The following is a 19,452-nucleotide window of genomic DNA, read 5'->3' as shown; positions in this document are numbered from 1 at the left end:
GAAATATTGTAAAATAAAGATTAGAGTTTTGCATTTTTACCTCCTTGGTGGAATTTTTGCTATTACAATTTTAACTGCCACCAAGGAGCTTTTTTAGATGTTTTATTTATATTTGAATTTCTCACCCAAAGTATTCCTAAAAGATAATATTTTCTATGAATGGATATACGATCATGAAGAGTTAATACTATTTATGGATAAAAAAGATCCGAATTTCCAAAATTTACTAAGCAGAATATTGGAAGAGTTAGAGAATTTGGCACAAAAAATATCTAATACATATTTATCTGTAGAAGGAGCTGTTTTTGCGGTTATTAAGATAGATTCAGAATTTTTTGTTGATTACCAGGCTGAAGAATTAAAAGAAGCTATTAATGTAATTACAGAAGAGCTATTAATAGAATCAGAAGATGATTCTAAATTAATCGTTGTAAAGGATCTGCACAAAGATTTTGAAGAGTTGCTAAAAATTGTCAGAGAAAATTTAAGAATTAAGAAATTGATAATTGAAAAAGTTTTAAATAAAGATGTAGATATATTTGTCCAGTGGATTTATGACTTGAACTTGAATAAAAAGTATGTTGAAATCTTAGTAAGAGTAAAAGACAAAAATAATGAATACATTCCTGCTTACAAATTTATCAAAGTGTTAGAAAAAGAAAAAATGATGGACAAATTAGATGAAGTAACGTTTATAAAGCTTGCTGAAAATATAGATAAAGTTAAGAAGCTTACAAATAAAATCTCAGTAAACATATATCCAGATTCTTTAAATTCAAATACAGTCATTAATGCTTTAAAACAGCTGGCAGATGTATGTAATAGAAATGAAGTTGAGCTTGATATAGAGATTACAGAATATGCTATCGTTGTAAATAGAGAAGTTTTTGATTACATTAAGGACTCAAAAGTTTATCTTGTCATTGATGATTTTGGAGCTGGATATAATAACTTTGAGCTTATAGGAAGTTTAAAAGAAAAAGATTTTGTTAGAGCATTAAAAATAGATGGTTCAATAGTTAAGAAACTGGTAGAATCAAAGCTTTATGAAAATATAGCAACGACTATATCTCAATTTGCTAAAGCAGTTGAACTGGATTTAGTCTATGAATTTGTAGATAATGAAGAAATCATAAACAAAATAAAAGAAATCTCTGAGGAAACTAAAATACCTTACGATAGAGTATATTTACAAGGATTTTATCTACACAAACCATCACCCCTTGAAGAGGAGTTGAAAAAGTCAAATAAATAAGAAGTGTGTTACAAAAATCCATACTGTCATTCTGCAGCCGGCAAAGAATCTCATGTTTTTCTTCTCAAGTCAAAAAATCAAAAGAGGAGATCCTTCGGCTTACAGCCTCAGGATGACAAAGAAAGACAAATTTACAATAATTTTGGAACACTCTCAATAAATAAGTTGTATGAAAAATTTCCTGATTTTCTCTCCTCTTACTTATTTATTTACTGTACGGAGAGTTCATGAATTGCTTCTACTCATATACATCTTTGTAGGTTTCTATAATGTATTCATCATTAATGACTTGTGTTGGATGAGTCTGAATCCCATAATTTCTTACTTTCTATATAATTCATATACTTTACAGCCTCTTTAAAGTACGGTTTATTACTCCATATAGATCTATCTCCTATAATAAAACAATATTCTTTTGCTCTTGTGAGAGCTACATTTAGCATATTAGGTTTTGATGCCACCCAGTTCATAGATCTTTCTCCTTTACCACCTAATACTATAATTACTATTTTTGCTTCCTTTCCTTGGAACGTGTGTATTGTACCTATAAATTTTCCTAAGCTTTCATTTACTAAGGCATTTTCAAGTTTTGAGGAAGATTTCTTAAATTCTTTTTCAATATGTTCTTTTATATCTTTAAAAGGGGTAATTATAAAAAGGTTTTTACTCTTGATAAATTCTTCTATGTCTATATCGTGCTGACTTAACCTACTTTCAATATCTCTTAATATTTTTCTTAAAGCTTTTATCTCATCTAAAACTACTTGCCTTTCTTTTTTACTTTTTTCCCAGTCTACATGAATCCATAAAGACTGAGGTTTGCCTTTAATATAATCTGGAATCAAATTTTTGACGCTTTCTTTATCAGTTTGTCCTTTTATCATTCTTCCTTTATATGCTATTTCGTTGGCTATATCAAACATTGGATTGTTGCATCTTCTATGGATATTCAATGGGATGCCTACTCTATACTCTTCATAAAAAGCTCCTATGGAAGACCCATGGTCTGCAAGTATTTGGACAGAAGAAGAGGTTGTTTGATATCTTTCTGGGTCTTCTATATTAAAACTTTTAATAAGGTATTTATCAAGGTCTGATGTTATGCTTACAACAGGTTCTATTTGGAGAGGGTCGCCAACCACGATAGCTCTGTTTGATTTGTAAATTGGCATGATAGCTTGTTGCGGTACCGCTTGCCCTGCTTCATCAACTATTAGATAGCCAATACCTGCTTTTCTCATATTTTTAAAGAGTGTTTCAAAAGAATGAAAGGTCGTAGACGTAACCGGTATAACAAAGAAAAATGTATTAAATAAATCTTCCATAGAGTATGTATCGTTGGTAAACTTATCAGGGATTGATAAAAATGCTGTGAATACGTTTAGAATTTTTTTAAAATCTTCTTTATGTCTTGCAATAAGAAGTTTATGAAGTTTTAAAGATTCAATAAATATCTGCATTCTAAGTTTGTTTAACTCATTATAATTATATGGGGTAAACATGTATATTCGCTTTTTTTCATCTTCCGTTAATTGATTTCCTGATATGATCTTTTTGTATAAATCCTTAGGTAGCAGCATATCCTTGTAGTTGGATTCCATATCTTGTATAAAATTTAGCTTAACCGAAAATTCTTTGTCTATGTTGTCCTTCTTAGCTTTTTTCTCAGACAAGCTTGATTGTATGTCATTTATTTTCTTTTGAAGTTTTTGTTTATATTGTTCTTTTTCATCTAATTTTTGATTTAGAATTGTTCTTTCATTCATCAAATTTAGTTTTTGCGTTTCCCACTTTTCTATTTTTGTTTTTAAGCTTTTAAAAAATATGGATAAGAAATTAGCAAATTCAGAAGGTCTTGATTTTTCATGCATGTCAAGTAAGTTGATAGTCTCTTTTTTCTTTTCTTCAAGTTTTAATATTTCAGCATCTACAGATTCTTTTTCTTTTGTGAGATTAGAAAGTTCATTTTCTAAAGTTTTTATATCAGTTTCTATTTGGTCTTTTTCCTTTTGCAAATTTTCTATGTCTGTTAGATGAGCATAGTAATTCTTGTGTTTTTTGGAAAGTTCTTCAATCTTTGATTTTAGGTTTTTAATTTTATCTCCTATTTGTCTTATATCTTCCTCGGATGGAATTTCTTCTTGGTCTATGTCAGCTTTTAAAACATTCAAGAGAGAAATTGCCCTATCTCTGTTTGTTGAATTACCAAGGGGAATAGACAGTAATCCAAGGTATTCGCTTTTCTTGGCTTCTTCTATATCTTCTATACCTAAATCTTCATCTACATCTTCATTATCTTTTGTTTTGCTTTGTTTTTGGTTTTTAGAGATCTCTTCAAAGTACTTTCTTATAAGGTCTTCAAAATATCTAAAACTACCTTCGTTTATATCAATAAGCGATTTCTTAACGTCATCGTCCATTTTTGGCAGTTCTATAGATATATTTTCTACTGCCGCGTTATTGTTAGAGGCTACAACTATGCCAAAACCTTTTAGGTCATCTATTAGTTTTCCATTATTATCAAAGATTTTGTAGTCTACATCTATTATCTTTAAAGCTCTTTTTACTATTATATTTGCGATAATATCCTTTAAAAGTGTGGTTTTTCCTGTGCCTGGTGGTCCATTTACAGCCATCAGCTCTTGGTCTTTTAATTCATTCGCTTTATTTATAGCGATTTGTTGCATCATAGAAGCATTATAAGGAGATAGCCATTTTGCTAATGGTATATCTTGCTTTGTAAGAAGCTCTACAACGTTTTTTACAGAAGAAAGGTCAAATTCTATATCTTTACCGCAAAGATAGGTATTCAAAAGCTCTGAAGTTTTCTCTTCTTCTAAAAGTTCTTGTACACTTTCAAAAAAAGGGTTTAGAGATATATTTTGCAAATCTTCTAATGCCTTTTGATAACCTGAATTTTCGCCAAACTCTGAGACGGACTCTATTGCAATAGTAGTTCCTTTAAAGTAACGATTTCCAAAGGATGATAGTGCCTTTCTTGATGTTTCTAAGAACTCTTCTTCTATTTCAAAAAGTTTGAAAAAAAATTCTTCCTCTTCTTTTAAGACATCTATACTATTGCTAGATTTTGAATCTACTATACGTCTCTCAGAAACACCTATATCTTTATCCAAGGATGTACTGTTCCAAAAACAGGTGGTATATTTTTGAATACCTAATCTTATAGTCCTATCGTTAGTAAGCACTATTGGAAAATACTTTGATGCCATATCAACTGTAGCTTTTATAACAGATGCATCTTCTGGTTTATCAACACCATATTCTCTCTCGTTAAGGTTTTCATAAGAAGGTGTTATTATAAAAATTTGCTTTTTATTTTTGGACGGATACCACATACCGTCGCTTAATCTTCCATCTTGATTTTTCTGGGCTTCTTTTGCCATTTCATCTATGATAGTACGGAATTTTCTGGCTTTTGAAGATATGTAAGGGTTTGGATTTTTCTTTAAACCATCTAATTCAGATAAAATTTGTTCTGTTGCACATAAAACACAGTTTTTAAGATTTTTTAGTTTTTCAATATCTTTAACCTGAGTTTTTTCATGTACTACCCAAGAACTATCTATTACATAACAAACATTTGGCTCGTCTTTATCTACTTTCCATCTATCTAAAAACGCTTTGTTATCTAGTTTTTCTATTTCCTCTTGATTTTCTATATACTCTTTTATAGCTTTTGATATGTCTTTTGTGTTTTTAAATATCCTGATGATAGGTAAAATAGGAAGATACTTTATAGCTCTTTCATTAGAGTAAATTAAATGTCCGTTTTTAGTGATATAAAAATATCCAAGAGCTATATAGGAGTTTAGATTAAAATTTTCTAACTCTTCATCTTCTTTTAAAAGCCCAATGCTTTGAAGGTACTCTATAAGATTTTTAACCCTACAAACCCCTATATAAACCTTAAAAACATCAATTTTTCTTTCATCTTTAAGCTGTGCTCTACATTCAACTATGGTGTTCTTAAAAGATTCTGGGTCAATTATTTCTTCAAAATCAGGTTTAAAGTCTTCTTGTTCTAATTGAAACATCTCTGAAAATAGATAGTAGCTTAGTATATTTTTTACCTTTTCTTTACAATCTTGCATAATAGCCTCCCTCCCTTAAAACCGTGCTTAAATTAAACTAAGATTATCTTATTATAACTCAGTGGGGTGAGAAATTAGTAGTTTTCATAAAATTTAAAAGCAAGTTCCTTCAGGATAAAATTCCTATAGTGACAAAGAAAGTAAAAGAGTGGGGCAATTTATGAATTACCCATACACATGTAAGTTAACGGTTGTCTTATTGGTCATTCTGCAGCCGGCAAAGAATCTCCTTCCTTTACCTCTCACTGTTCACTTACTTTCTAACTTTTTTAAACGAGTAGATCCTTCAGATTAAAGTCCTTAGAATTACAAAAAAGTAAACTTATAAAAATTTTAGAACATTCCCAATAACCCTTATATGATAATTCTCATTCTAAAGAAATCCTTCTAAGTCTCAATGCATTTAAAACTACCGTAATTGAGCTAAACGCCATAGCCATGCCTGCATACATTGGATTTAGTAGGATTCCAAAGATTGGATATAAAAAGCCGGCAGCAACAGGAATTCCAATCAAATTGTATACATACGCCCAAAATAGATTTTGCTTTATTATTTTTAGTCCTTTCTCTGCTAATAACACGGCCTTTATTACACCTTTAAGATTAGAATTTAGCAGTATTATATCTCCTGCATCTTTTGTAATATCAGAAGCTGATTCTACTGCTATGCCAACATCGCATTCAGCCATTGCGGGAGCATCATTTATTCCATCTCCTACAAAAACTATACTTTTTTCATAATCTGATTTTAAGTTTTTGATAAATTTATATTTATCTATTGGCGTCAACTGCCAATAAGCCTCATCTATGCCAAGAGTTTTAGCTACATTTTTTGCTACCTTTTCGTTATCCCCTGTTAGAAGAACAGTTTTTACACCTTTATTTTTAAACCACTTTACAACTTCTAAAGCTTCTTTTTTTATACTATCTGAAACAGCCAAAGCCAGCACAACTTTATCATCAACAGTACCAAAGATTACAGTGTAGCCGTTTTCTTCATTTTTCTTTAAAAATTCTAAAAATTCATCTGATATGTTTATACCAATCTCTTCAAAAAGCTTTTTATTTCCAATGTACAACTTTTTGTTTTCAAAAATACCAATTATTCCTCTACCTTCTAAAATCTGTTTTTGAGAGATGTTAACAAAATTAAAGCCGTTTTCTTTCATAAAATTTACGATGGATTGAGAGATAGGATGGTTAATATCTTTCTCCAAAGATAAAATCATTTCTAACTCTTCTTTACTTCCTTTGTATAATGTATTTACAACTTGAAATTTACCTTCTGTTAAAGTCCCTGTTTTGTCAAAAATTACAATACCTATCTCTTTTAGATTTTCAATTAATTCGGGATTTTTGATTAAAATTCCTTCTTTTGCAGCTCTGCCAACGATATTAACTATTGCAATCGGAGTAGCAAGTCCCAAAGCACAAGGACAAGCTATCACAAGAACAGTTAACGCTGCTGTAAAGGCAAAATTTAGCGGATATCCAAGATAGTACCAAATATTAAACACTATAATAGCAAAGATTAAAACAGACGGCACAAAAACTTGAGATATTCTATCTGCCAGCTGACCAATTTTTGGCTTTTTTGATTGTGCCTCAAGAAGAAGGTTTATAATCTGATTTAAAACACTATCTTTTGCGTTTTTTGTTGCTTTTATCTTGATTACACCAACTTTATTTATACTTCCACCTAAAACTTCATCACCTTCCTTTTTATATACAAGGTTAGACTCCCCTGTTAAAAATGACTGTTCAATCTCTGTCTGACCTTCTATAATAATTCCATCAACAGGTATTTTGTCACCAGGTCTAACAATTACAATATCGCCTTTAACGATATTTTCTGCCTTTACTTGATACTCTTTCCCATCAACTATGATGGTTGCATAAGTTGGCTTTAAAGATAGTAGATTTTTCATAAAGTCTGTTGCTTTTAATTTTGACTTTTGTTCTAAGTATCTACCAAGTAAAACAAATGTAATGATAGCAGATGAGCCTTCAAAATATACATGTCTCATGTTTTCCGGAAAAAAAGAAGGAAAAAGTAAGACTGATACAGAATATAAATAAGCTGAAAAAGTTCCAAGAGAAACAAGCAGATTCATATCTGCAAGTCTATTTTTTAAAGACATAAATGAAGATTTATAAAACTCATAACCACCATAAAACTGAATTATTGATGCAATGATAAACTGAAAGTATTCATTGTAGGGAAATTTTATAAACATTGATAAAACAAGAAGAGAAAAGAGAGAAATAGAAACTATTAGCCTATGTCTTAGATTATTTAGCTCCTCTAACTTTTTTTTTCGAAATTTTCTAAATCAAAGGAAGCATCGTATCCAAGTTCTTTTATTTTATCTACTATTTGCTGTTTGGTTATTTTAGTTGGGTCGAATGTAAAAATACCTTTTGAAGTGGCAAAGTTTACAGAAGCTTCTTTAACTCCATCCATCATTTTTAACGTTGCTTCTACTGCAGCTGCACAGCCTGCACAATGCATTCCTGAGATGTTAAGCTGTATAGTTTCTAGCTCGCCGGATAAACTTTCATTTTTTTCCTGGTTAGACTTTTTCCCAAAAAAGAACCAGCTAATACCACCAATTAAAGCTAATGATATACTAAGCATCGTAAAATCTTTCATCTCTTACTCCTCTGAGCTATGTTCTTTTCCATGATGAGATTTTGCTAAAAAGTAAATAGCCAATGCTATTAAAAGTATTCCTATTGAAAGATAAAGCAAGTTTAAAGCTTCTTCATACTTAAAACTAACAGCGTGTTTAAAAAATGTAACAATTAAAACCATAACTATAACTTTAGCAAGCTTATCTTTTAATTGGTCAAGAGAGTGAATAACAAGAATTTTAGAAGACTTTGTCTCTTTTTCCGCATAATCTATTTTACTAATAAACAATTCATAAAGTCCAATACCAAATATTAAAAGCACTGTTGATATTAAATAAGCATCAATTGCACTTATAATATGGGTAATAGCATCTTTATGAAAGTTTTCATAGGCTTGAGGGTCTGAAAAAGCATGAAACATTTCACTAAAAACAAGATAGATATCATATGTTCCTACTATAGTCAAAGTCAAAGCAGCAAGCACTGATGCAACTACTGCAAGAATTACCATCAATCTTGATTCCCACAGTATCCTTTCAAATATCTGTTCAATCAAACCAAAAAACTTTTCCATTCTCGTCCTCTTTTAGATAGAATTATTTTTGTTTTTTTATTTTATCATAATGAAACTAATAAATTTCATTTAACGAGAGATGCTCTAAATCCTGTACAATCTAAAAGAAGCATGGACATATTATACGAGAGTTTAAAGTTATGAAAAATCGGGGATAAAGAAGTTATAGAAAAACATCCTAAGCTTGCAAAAGAAAAATAAAGGTTTTAATAGATAAACTCTGAAAGATATATAAAGACAAAAACCGACAAAATCAGGAAAATTGGTACAAACAGACACTAAACATTAATATGTAAATGGTAAAAAGTTTGTGTATTTGTAGCAAAAGATGTAAAAGATTTTTAGAGAAATCAGTAGATGCAATTTTATTTGAGACAAAAGGTATACGAACAGATATAAGAATTTAATAAAAAGATGTTGCAAAATATATGATGGTATAACACAGAAAAACCTTATCATAGTTTAAGAAATCACCTATTGCATACTTTTGTGATATTATGAATTCAAACAACTCAGAATTTTCCCAAACCGTTATGACTTATACACTTTTAATGTACAAATAAGCCATTACAGCAAAAAGAATTACAGGTACTATGAATAATACAAACTTTACATTTCTTTCATATATGGAATAAATTTTATCTAACATATTGGCTCCTATGGATACAGTTGTTCTCCGGTTTCTGGGTCATATATGAATATTGCTTTTACAGGACAAGCTTCGGCTGCTCTAAAAATATCCTCTTCTTCATCTACAGTTAAATCTAATACAGCTTCTTGTCTTTTTAACTCAGAAACTTTTGCAAAAAGCTCTTCAACGTTATCTCCCGGCTTTACTATTACCGCTTTATGTCTTTTATCTAAGACTATATATTTTGGTGCTTCAGGAACGCAAACTCCTATTCCCTCGCATAGCGTTCTATCAACTACAACTTTTAATTTTCCCATTTTTACTCTCCTTTAATCAGAATATCTTTGTTCTTTCCAAGGGTCGCCTAAGATATGATAACCTCTTTGCTCCCAAAAACCCGGTCTATCTTCAAGCATAAATTCTATTCCGGCTACAAATTTAGCACTTTTCCAAGAATAAAGCTTAGGTACTATCAAACGTAGTGGATAACCATTATCAGCCGGAATTGGTCCGTTGAATAATTCATAAGCAAAAATCACATCTTCGTCAAAAAAATACTCAATTGGAACATTGGTTGTATATCCATCTAAGGAATGAATCATTACGGATTTTACGTTTGGATTTATCTTTACAAGATTTTTTAATTCATTTACATGAAAACCTCTCCAAACGACATCTTTACAACTCCATCTTGTCACACAATGAAAATCCGCTACAAGCTCAACTTTTTCAAGAGAGAGGATATCATCCCACGTTAAAACTACCGCCTCTTCTACTTCTCCAAATATTTTTAACCTATAAGATTTTAAATCTATTTCTGGAGGGTCAGATACTCCAAGAATGATTAATCGATCCGTCCAATGCTGACCAGGTGGTAGCCTATCTTCTCTAAGGTTTATTGGGCTAATTATCCTTTTCACGTTCATCTCCTATGCATTTTGGACATATGCCGTTTAGAACAATATCAACACTTTTTACATTAAAAACGTCTAAAATTTTATCATTAATTTGTAAACTAATAGCGTTGAAATCTATATCATAAATACTGTTACACATTTCACACTTAAAATGAAGGTGATTATCAGTCCTTGCGTCAAATCTGCTTTGCTTTCCATCATTTAACTCTAAGATTAAACCTTCATCTTTTAGTATTTTTAAGTTTCTATAAACTGTCCCAAGACTTATGTTTGGTATAACTTTCCTTGCTCTTTCATAAATCCAATCTGCCGTTGGATGTATATCTGTAGATTTTAATATTTCATATATAACTTTTCTTTGGTTCGTATTTCTTCTTTGCAATAAAACCACCTCTTTATCCTGAATTAAATATAATAATATATGTTATAAATTGTTTTCAAATGATTTAAACCATATTTGGAGATAGAAATTGAAAATAAAGATTAAATTTTTAATCATCTTGCTTTTTACAGGTCTTACAAAGGCTGAAGAAAGGATAAAATCCAATTACCCTTTACCAAAAAATAACGGTGAAGAAATTTTAAGAATAACAAATGACCTAAATTATGTGGCTAATCTCTTTGAATTAACAAACGACTTTGAAAAGATAGAAATTAAAGAAGATAAGATACTTCTTACAAGAAAGCCATTTTTAAAAAGTATAGACATAAAAGGTAATAAATCTTTTTGGAAAGATGAAATAGTAGGAATTACAGGTTTAAGAGTAAATAGTGCTTTAGATAGCGAATCTTTAAAGACAATTCCACTTAGAATTAAACAGTTTTACGCAGAAAAGGGCTATTTGTTTGCAAATGCGAGCATATCAACCAAATTTGATGAAAACGGTAATGCGTTTGTAAGACTTAACATAGATGAAGGAAAAAAAGTAAAGTTAAACGATGTAATATTTTTATCAGACCAAAAAATCTCAGAAGAAGATAAAAATCAGCTTTTAAAAGTTCTAAATCTAAAAAAAGGGGATATAATTTATTTTGATAAATTGCAAGAATCTATAGAAAAACTTAACGAGTACTTAAAAAATAATGGATATTTTGAATCCTTTGTTGTTTTACAAGACATCGAGCAAGTGGATAATAACTTTGCCAACATATATATACTCATAGACTTAGGAAGTAGGTATTTTATAAACTTCACCGGCAATAACAACTTTGACAATAAACAATTAATAAATCTTTTAACATTTAAAGAAAATGGATTTAATTATAATGAGCTTGACCTATCAAAAGAAAATCTTATGAATTTCTATAAATCTTATGGGTTTTTGGATGTAGATATAATAACTCAGGTAGAGGAACAGGAAGAAAATCAAGGGTCAGCTGAAAAACCTTATATTAAGATAAATTTCAACATTAACGAAGGTAAAAGGTATAAAGTAGATAAGATTTTTATAGATACAGACTATGAAGAGATAAAATCAGATATAAGTAAATTTGCAGGCAACTTTTATGATAAAAACAAGCTTTTAAGATATTTACAGGAACAAGTAAAAAAACTCTACGAAAGTGGATATATTTCGGCAAATTATAAGATTGAAGAAATAAAAAATGAAGATAAACTTACGTTAAAAGTAGAATTTAAAAAAGGAAAAAAATATATTCTTAAAGAAATTAAACAAAAGAATTATTTAGTCAAAAAGGATTTTGAACTGCCAAAAATCTATAATCCACAAGAATTATTAAATTTACAAAATGAATTTAAAGAAAAAGCAAGGGAAGATGGATACTTGGATGCTGAGGTATTACTTCAGACTGATTTGATAGAAAATAACGATAGAATTGATGTTATTGCTACATACGATTATAATCTTGGACAAAGATATAGAAATGGTTTAACCTTTGTTTATGGCAGCTTTCATCTTAAGCCAAATGTAATTTTAAAACAATTTCCTAATAAAGAATACTTTGAAAAAGAAAATTTTGATGTATCTATAATTAGACTATATGAGTCAAGATTGTTTGACTATGTTAATCCATTAATTCTACCACAGGAAGAAAGAAAGACAGTGGATAAAGCAATTATTGTTCATGATGATAAAAGAGGATTAGTGCAAGGCAGTGTTGGTTATTCAACAGACCAGCAATTTAAAGCTTCTGTTGCTGTTATACTCAGAAACTTATTTAATTACGGTTATGAATTTTCTACTTATATAGAACGTTCAAACTTTCAAACAAATTATAGACTTTCTCTTGGGAATAGGTTGTTTAAATGGAATTTAAGCGGATTTGCTTCAACATTTCTATTTAATCAGTACCATAGAAATTATGATTTAAAAAGCTCAGGTTATGACTTGTTTTTTGAAAAAAGAAATAATAAATGGGTTAAAAGTAGTTTTAGATTAGAAAGGAAATACAACGTTATCACAAATGAAGGAATATTTACACCACTGAAAAATTATAAAGTGATAACTACAAGTTTTGGACTAACAGATGACCATAGAAACAATAGAATTAATCCATCAAGCGGGTATTATAGCACTTTAAACTTCAAAACAACGTTTGGAGATATTAATTATCAATCTTTAGAGGGTTCTTTTAGATACTACAAAGAATTTTTAGACTTTTTTATCCTTAGTCAAAGATTTTCTACCGGCTATTCTTTCAAAAGTATTAACACGCTTCCTTTGGCCGAAAGATATTTTCTTGGTGGTATTGCAAACATGAGAGGTTTTGGCTTTGAAGAATTATCAGGAAAGCAAAAAATTGGTGGAAATAGTTATTTATTAATAAACAACGACTTAAGGTTTCCATTATATCAAAAATATAATTTATATTTCTTAACATTTTTAGACCTTGGAAATGTATATACTAAAAGCGATGAATATAGAAATCCTTATTTTAGAAAAACCGCCGGAATAGGTATTTACGTTCCAACGCCTGCTGGAAGTTTAATATTTGATTATGCTAAAAAGTTAGACACAAAACCAAATGAAAATAAGTATAGAATAGAGTTTAGCATCGGTTTAGATTTCTGATAAAATATAATTGGAGGCTAAAAGAATGTTTGGCATAGGATTCCAAGAGTTATTAGTTATATTAGTCGTAGCTTTAATAGTTTTAGGACCGCAAAGACTTCCAGAAGTAGCAAAGTCTTTAGGAAAGTTTTATAGAGAATTAAAATCTGCCATCGATGACGTAAAATATTCAGTTGCAACCGACCTTAAATCTGTTAAAGAAATAGAATACGACATAAAATCTGATATAACAAAAAAGTTAGAAGAGCCGGTAAAAATTGATTTCGAAAAAGAGTTTGAAAAAGAAATAAAAAAATCAGAGCCGGTAAAAACTGTTGAAAGAGAGAAGATAACTTTCAAAAGAGAAAAGAGCAACGAGGATAATATAAATGGATAACCAGCTTCCTGAAGCACCACTAACAGAGCATTTAGCAGAGCTAAGAACAAGGTTAATTAGAATTGTTTTAGCTGTCATTATTGGAACCGTAGTAGCCTTTACAAAAGCAAATTATTTATTTGAAATTTTAAAAATGCCGCTACTGAAAGTTAACCCAAACTTAAAATTATACTTTTTATCTCCAACCGAGCCATTTTTTACTGCATTTAAAATTTCATTTCTTGCAGGATTTATTTTAGTTTCTCCCTTCGTTTTTTATCAAATTTGGAAATTTATAGAACCTGCATTGTATGAACATGAAAAAAAACTTGTTTTTCCTTTTGTTATTTTTACTACGCTATTTTTTATTATAGGCTGTTTGTTTTCATTTTATTTGGTCCTACCTGTCGCAATTGGATTTTTTATTAACTTTGGCAATATCCAACTTGGAGCAGAAGCTATCTTTTCAGTTAAGGAATATATATCTTTTGTCCTTAGAATGATTTTAGCTTTCGGATTAACTTTTGAACTGCCGGTTATATTATCTTTATTAGCAAGACTAGGATTAGTAACTCCGGAATTTTTGATGAAGTCTCGTCCTTATTTTATAGTTTTAGCTTTTATTATTGCAGCAATAATTACACCTACACCGGATGCAATCAGCCAATTGATGCTTGCCATACCTTTGATATTATTTTATGAAATTTCCATTCTTATGGCAAAATATTTATATCCAAAAAGTATGAAGTATAAAGAAGAGATAGTTTCTGTCAAAGAAAAAATAGAGGCGTAAATATAGGAGGGAAGATATGGAAAACATATACTTATGTAAAGCTCCCATATTTGATAAAAGTCAAAATTTAGTTGCATATGAAATAAAGTATGATTATGAAAATGAGGATTTTCACCAAACGGTTAAAAAATTATATTCGTTAATCTCGGATATAGATGTTGTATCAATTTTGTCCGGAAAAGAGGCCTTTATAAAAGTAACTTCAGATATCTTAATATTTACAGAGTTTTTAAATTTAATACCAAAAGAGATATTTACTATTACGATTGATTATACAAATCTTAAATCCAAAAATGTTCAAGAAAAAGTTAAAGAATACAAAAATGATGGATATAGATTTGCAATAGATTTAAATAGTTTAGAAGATAGTGATATTGATTTTTTAATATCTTTTTCAGGTTTGTTTAACTTTGTATTTATTGATGTTTCTGCCCTATCTGATGAAAAAATAAATCTAATTCATAATTTACGTCAACTTCCATTTACAATGATAGCCAATAATGTAGATAGTTTTTATGATTTTAATAAAGCAAAAGACCTTGGATTTGAACTATTTGAAGGAGAGTTTTTTAAAGAACCGGAAAAATTAGAGTCGGATACTGATATTTTTAACAAATTAGATACTTTAAAAATAATTAAGTATGTTCATGAAGAAGATGATTTAAATGAAATTGCAGAAGCAATTAAAGCTAATCCTGAAATAAGTGTAGCATTATTGAAATATGTAAACTCTTCATTTTTTTATCTAAGAAACCCTATAACATCAGTCAATAGAGCAGTTACATATTTGGGAAAGAAAAACCTTATAAATTGGTTAATGTTAATATCTATGATGTCAGTATCTAATAAAGATACAGATAGGGAGGTAGTAAAAGCTGCACTTTTCAGAGGAAAATTTATGGAATTATTAAGTAAAGAAATGAATAATGATATAAACATAGCTGAAACAGCGTTTTTATTTGGAATTTTATCCTTTGCAGAAAGAATCTTCAAAGCTCCGCTTTCGATAATTCTAAGACATCTAAATTTAAGCGAGGAGTTAGAAAAAGATATAAAGGAAGGAAGAGGGTATTTTGGAGAATTATTGTCTTTAGCAATAGCTGTAGAAAAGAATGATAAAAATAAAATTAAAGAATATGTTAATAAACTTAATATTCCAAAGGATAGAATAGCTGACATTACGATACAAAGCTACGAATGGGTAGAAAGTTTTGCAAAGTTAATTTAGGTGTGTAAAAATGGAATTTAAATTTTCAGAAGATAAGATCGATATTATTTTTGGTAGACTTTTAACATATGCAGAGAAAAATTTTAAATCTGCAATATGTAAAGAAACATTTTTAAAAATCAAATACTTAATAAAAGATGTATTAGAAAATAAGAATAAAATTTCCCAACTTCAGGAATTAGGTTTTGACCTTGCTAACTTAGGAATTATTTTTAATGAAGCTATATCAATTTTTGATTTTTTGAGAAAAAACTTTATAGCACACCTACCAAACACTATAGATTTAAGAGAGGCAAAAAGAATAGAAAGACTATTCGAAGAAATGGAAAATGAACTATCCTTGGGATATTTAAAAGATGAAATATCCTTATTAAAGAGCAGATTAGACTTTATGGAAGAGTACATAGTAACCAAAGAACTTCATCCACTTCTTGCAGAACCATTTAGGCACCATATTCGCTATTTTAAGAATTTTTTAGTATCAATAGAAGAAAACAAAGTATTTAACAATATTTCACATGAAAACTGCGATTTTGGTATATGGCTTAAAGAAAGAGGAAAAGATTATATTAGTGAAGTAAATCTTATGAAAGATTTAAAACACCTGCATAAAGATTTTCATAATCTAATTGAAATTGCAGAAAGTTATAAGAAAAACAAAAAATTTAAGGACCTTTACTTTATGATTCTAAATATTCAAAATATAGTAATTTGGATAGGAAACGAATTTTTGTACTTAAACACAAAATTCATAAAATTAGAAATGTCGATAGACCCTTTAACGGGAGCCTTTAATAGAAGAAGTTTTGAAGCAATTATTCAAAAACTTTTAGAAATTTCCCAAATAACCGATGCTCCCATTACACTTGCCATAGCTGATTTGGATTACTTTAAAAAAATTAATGATACTTTTGGTCATCTTGCTGGAGATGAAGCTTTAAAACATTTTGTAAATATTATAAAAAGAAATTTAAGAAAATCTGATTATGTATTTAGAATCGGCGGAGAAGAATTTTTAATTTTACTTCCAAATACAGAGTTAAAAGATGCTGCAGAAATTGTAGAAAGAATTAGGAAAGACCTTGAAGAAAACCCGCTACATTACGATGGTAAGGAAATAAAATTAACTGCAAGCTTTGGCTTAGCTGAGGTAGATAAAAATAAGCATATTAATGAAATAATAAAAGAAGCAGATGAAAAACTATACAAAGCAAAAGAGCTAGGAAGAAATAAAGTGGTAGTTTAAAAATTAATTTTTATTCATAACTTGTGCGAAAAATCCAAAAGATAAGAGTGCTCCAAAATTTTTGCAACTTTACCTTTCCCGTGTCATCCTGAGAGCCTTATCTAAAGGATCTCCTCTTTTGATTTTTTGATTTCAAAAGAAAAACAAGAGATTCTTCACCGGCTGCAGAATGACACCCCAAGGTTATCCTTTCCTTTAATGCTTATCATTCAATCTTTCTCTGTTATCCTGAGGCCGAAGGATCTCTCTTTTTTTTAATTCTATAAAAACCACTAATTTCTCACCCCCAAGGAATATCTTAAATACAGTTATAGAATTTTAAAAGCAAGAAAGCTATAGACTGATGGGTATTGGGCAATTCATGTGCTGCCCATACATAAAGTGATGACTGGCAAAGGTAAGCTTACTTTAAGCATCTTTGCTTCTGAAGGCTTTAGTATTATCGAAATTCCCGATTTCTCACTCGATTTGTGGCTTATTTATCGAAACTTGATTATGAAATTATTCATATTATCTCTAAAGCTATAACTTATTTTAAAACCATACTTTTCACATATTTTTTTAACTATAGATAATCCTAAACCGAGTCCTTCTATGGTTCCAGCACTGTCTTCTCTGTAAAATCTTTCAAATATTTTTTCAGGTTTGTTTATAGATTTCCCTGTATTTTTGATCTTAATTTTTGATTTATCAAATTCGACCTCTATTATTCCATTTTTTTCGTTATACTTTATCGCATTTTCGATTAAGTTAGAAAAACATACTTCCATATCTACGTAATTGGCATTTGTGTTTATTTGATCTTTTTCTGAAAATACTATCCTTAAATTTTTTTCTTGAATCTTATTTTCAAACTTAACTAAAACATCTTTTACGAGATGGTTTATATTAATTTCCTCAATCTCTTTTTTATCAACAGATTTTAAAGCTTCTATATTTGTTAGTATATTTTGAATATAATTAATATTTTTTTCTATCTGATTTATGTTATTTTCAATATTTTGAAAATTTTTAGCTTTCATTAAATAAAAATTAGTTTTGATAATAGTTATTGGCGTTCTTAAATCATGAGAGATTATATTCAAAACATTTTCAAGATTTTCTTTGTTTTTCTTGATTGGTTCTAAAAGTCTTCCTGAGACTGAGTAAGCTAAAAAGCCTGATAACATTATTACAAGGCCGATTGAATAAAAAATCGATTTTTTTAGCTTTTCTAAATCATTTTTAAGATAACTTTCATCTTTGCCAATTACTATGAAATATTCTTTTTGAGATTTGTATCTATAACCATACAAAATCAAACTTCCAGATTGATTCTTTCCTTCAAAAATTTTAATGTTTTTTGGATTTATTGATTTTTTTTCTATGTAAAAGTTATTTAAGTTATTTATGCAAAGTTTTTGATAGTCTGTCAAATTGTATAGACAAATAAAAGTATCTTCTTCCATAGATAATTTAAATATTTGAGAAATATCTTTATCGATAGCATCAATAACTTGAATTAGTTTTAGCTTAATATCATCTTCAATCTCAACTAATTTTTGATTTTCGTAAGAAAGATATATAGAGTATGAAAGAATAACTGTAATCAAGGATATAATAAAGGTAAGTAAAATAGTTATCTTTATTCTGACAGTTTGGAATTCGTCTAAATGGAATTTATTCAATTCTATATCCAACACCTTCTATTGTCTTTATAATTTTCTTGTCTGGGTCTATCAATTTTCTTAAGTTTTTTATATTTGCTCTCATTGTTTCCCTTGAAGGTACTTCCGTTATTTCCCAGCATTTACTTAATAGAGTTTCATAGCTTACAATTTTCCCTCTATTCCTTACTAATTGCTCTAAAATACAGTATAGCTTTGGGGTTAGTTCTACGAATTTCCCGGCTTTTTTAACAACTTTGTTTTTTAAATCTATTTCTAAGTCGTCTATTAAAACTATATCCTTTTTTTCAGTGGATACTCTTCTTCCAATGGCTCTTATTCTTGCAAGAAGTTCGTCAACATCAAAAGGCTTTGTAATATAATCATCCGCCCCTAAATCAAGTCCTGTTATTTTATCTTTTGTTTGGTTTTTGGCAGTAAGAATTATAATTGGCGTATCTACACCCTTACTTCTAATAGTTTTTAATATCTCTAATCCATTAATATCCGGAAGCATTAAATCTAATATAATTACATCATAACTTGAATTCTCTATAAAATTTAAAGCCTCTTCTCCGTCAAAAGCTGAATCTACTATATAACCGTTTAGCTCTAAAACTTCTCTAATTGTGTTATTTAAATCTAAATTATCTTCAATCAAAAGGATCTTCATATCATCCTCTACTGATTTCTCTAAAAAGTCTTTTGCATTTATGCTATTTATTCTATCATATGCAAAAGCAGAGGATGATTCAATTCCCTGCTATAAAGATAAAGTAAACTCTTAGAGTGAAAGTAAAGCTAAGAAGTTAACTATTGCTTGGCCTATTCTTTGGGATTTCTACATAATTTTAATTTGTATATTTTTATCTATCCTATAAGTCTTAATTTTGAGAAGAAGTTTTTTCGATTTTTGGAACAAGCTCGGTTTTTTAGAATTAGAAGTGTTTCAAAAAACCAACATTTTCATTCTATATCAGACAAAGAGCCCCCTTTTTGTCCTTCTTTTCTTTCCAAATAGCGATGAAA

At 29.2% G+C, this 19,452-nt stretch carries 15 protein-coding genes; 6 read left to right on the top strand and 9 right to left on the bottom strand.

The genetic code is table 11. From position 1 onward, the window contains the following. Positions 1-97 precede the first annotated feature (97 nt). Positions 98-1,255, top strand: a complete 1,158-nt coding sequence (locus tag Q0929_RS00835; RefSeq protein WP_299237695.1) for an EAL domain-containing protein — start codon at positions 98-100, stop codon at positions 1,253-1,255. Between the two features lie 281 nt (positions 1,256-1,536). Here Q0929_RS00835 and Q0929_RS00830 read toward each other — a convergent pair whose 3' ends face one another. From Q0929_RS00830 to Q0929_RS00800, 7 genes are all read right to left on the bottom strand, one after another. Further along, positions 1,537-5,367, bottom strand: a complete 3,831-nt coding sequence (locus tag Q0929_RS00830) for an AAA domain-containing protein (protein WP_299237694.1) — start codon at positions 5,365-5,367, stop codon at positions 1,537-1,539. A gap of 368 nt (positions 5,368-5,735) precedes the next feature. Beyond that, complete coding sequence (locus tag Q0929_RS00825; protein ID WP_299237693.1) at positions 5,736-7,604, bottom strand: copper-translocating P-type ATPase; 1,869 nt, start codon at positions 7,602-7,604, stop codon at positions 5,736-5,738. A gap of 68 nt (positions 7,605-7,672) precedes the next feature. Then, positions 7,673-8,020 carry a heavy metal-associated domain-containing protein gene (locus Q0929_RS00820; RefSeq protein WP_299237692.1) on the bottom strand — a complete coding sequence of 116 codons (348 nt, stop codon included), beginning with the start codon at positions 8,018-8,020 and terminating at the stop codon, positions 7,673-7,675. Between the two features lie 3 nt (positions 8,021-8,023). Beyond that, on the bottom strand, positions 8,024-8,575 hold the full coding sequence (locus tag Q0929_RS00815) for a YqhA family protein (protein ID WP_299237691.1): 552 nt from the start codon (positions 8,573-8,575) through the stop codon (positions 8,024-8,026). Positions 8,576-9,232: 657 nt separating this feature from the next. Then, positions 9,233-9,523 carry a ferredoxin gene (locus Q0929_RS00810; RefSeq protein ID WP_299237690.1) on the bottom strand — a complete coding sequence of 97 codons (291 nt, stop codon included), beginning with the start codon at positions 9,521-9,523 and terminating at the stop codon, positions 9,233-9,235. Positions 9,524-9,535: 12 nt separating this feature from the next. Further along, positions 9,536-10,126 carry a sulfite oxidase-like oxidoreductase gene (locus Q0929_RS00805; protein ID WP_299237689.1) on the bottom strand — a complete coding sequence of 197 codons (591 nt, stop codon included), beginning with the start codon at positions 10,124-10,126 and terminating at the stop codon, positions 9,536-9,538. Further along, complete coding sequence (locus Q0929_RS00800) at positions 10,110-10,505, bottom strand: transcriptional repressor (protein ID WP_343232016.1); 396 nt, start codon at positions 10,503-10,505, stop codon at positions 10,110-10,112. The genes Q0929_RS00805 and Q0929_RS00800 overlap by 17 nt, the downstream gene beginning before the upstream one ends. A gap of 88 nt (positions 10,506-10,593) precedes the next feature. Between Q0929_RS00800 and Q0929_RS00795 the strand changes: the two genes are divergently transcribed. From Q0929_RS00795 to Q0929_RS00775, 5 genes are read left to right on the top strand one after another with little or no spacing between them, the layout of a single operon-like run. Further along, complete coding sequence (locus Q0929_RS00795; RefSeq protein WP_299237688.1) at positions 10,594-13,155, top strand: BamA/TamA family outer membrane protein; 2,562 nt, start codon at positions 10,594-10,596, stop codon at positions 13,153-13,155. A 25-nt stretch (positions 13,156-13,180) separates the two neighbouring features. Next, a complete protein-coding gene (gene tatB / locus Q0929_RS00790; protein WP_299237687.1) occupies positions 13,181-13,531 on the top strand; it encodes a Sec-independent protein translocase protein TatB in 351 nt (116 codons plus the stop codon). Beyond that, a complete protein-coding gene (gene tatC, locus Q0929_RS00785) occupies positions 13,524-14,303 on the top strand; it encodes a twin-arginine translocase subunit TatC (RefSeq protein WP_012460134.1) in 780 nt (259 codons plus the stop codon). Before tatB ends, tatC begins: the two co-directional genes overlap by 8 nt. 16 nt (positions 14,304-14,319) lie before the next feature. Further along, complete coding sequence (locus Q0929_RS00780; RefSeq protein WP_299237686.1) at positions 14,320-15,531, top strand: HDOD domain-containing protein; 1,212 nt, start codon at positions 14,320-14,322, stop codon at positions 15,529-15,531. 10 nt (positions 15,532-15,541) lie between these two features. Then, positions 15,542-16,777 carry a sensor domain-containing diguanylate cyclase gene (locus tag Q0929_RS00775; RefSeq protein WP_299237685.1) on the top strand — a complete coding sequence of 412 codons (1,236 nt, stop codon included), beginning with the start codon at positions 15,542-15,544 and terminating at the stop codon, positions 16,775-16,777. Positions 16,778-17,256: 479 nt separating this feature from the next. On the opposite strand, the gene Q0929_RS00770 is transcribed toward Q0929_RS00775, so the two are convergent. Further along, positions 17,257-18,456, bottom strand: a complete 1,200-nt coding sequence (locus Q0929_RS00770) for a HAMP domain-containing sensor histidine kinase (protein WP_299237684.1) — start codon at positions 18,454-18,456, stop codon at positions 17,257-17,259. Beyond that, positions 18,437-19,096, bottom strand: coding sequence for a response regulator transcription factor (locus Q0929_RS00765; RefSeq protein ID WP_299237683.1), 660 nt, complete (start codon positions 19,094-19,096; stop codon positions 18,437-18,439). The genes Q0929_RS00770 and Q0929_RS00765 overlap by 20 nt, the downstream gene beginning before the upstream one ends. Positions 19,097-19,452: the final 356 nt, after the last annotated feature.

This window comes from Sulfurihydrogenibium sp. (assembly GCF_028276765.1).
Lineage (GTDB): Bacteria > Aquificota > Aquificia > Aquificales > Hydrogenothermaceae > Sulfurihydrogenibium.
Note: the sequence above shows the minus strand (reverse complement) of the source record. Positions and strands in the feature narration are given on the sequence as shown.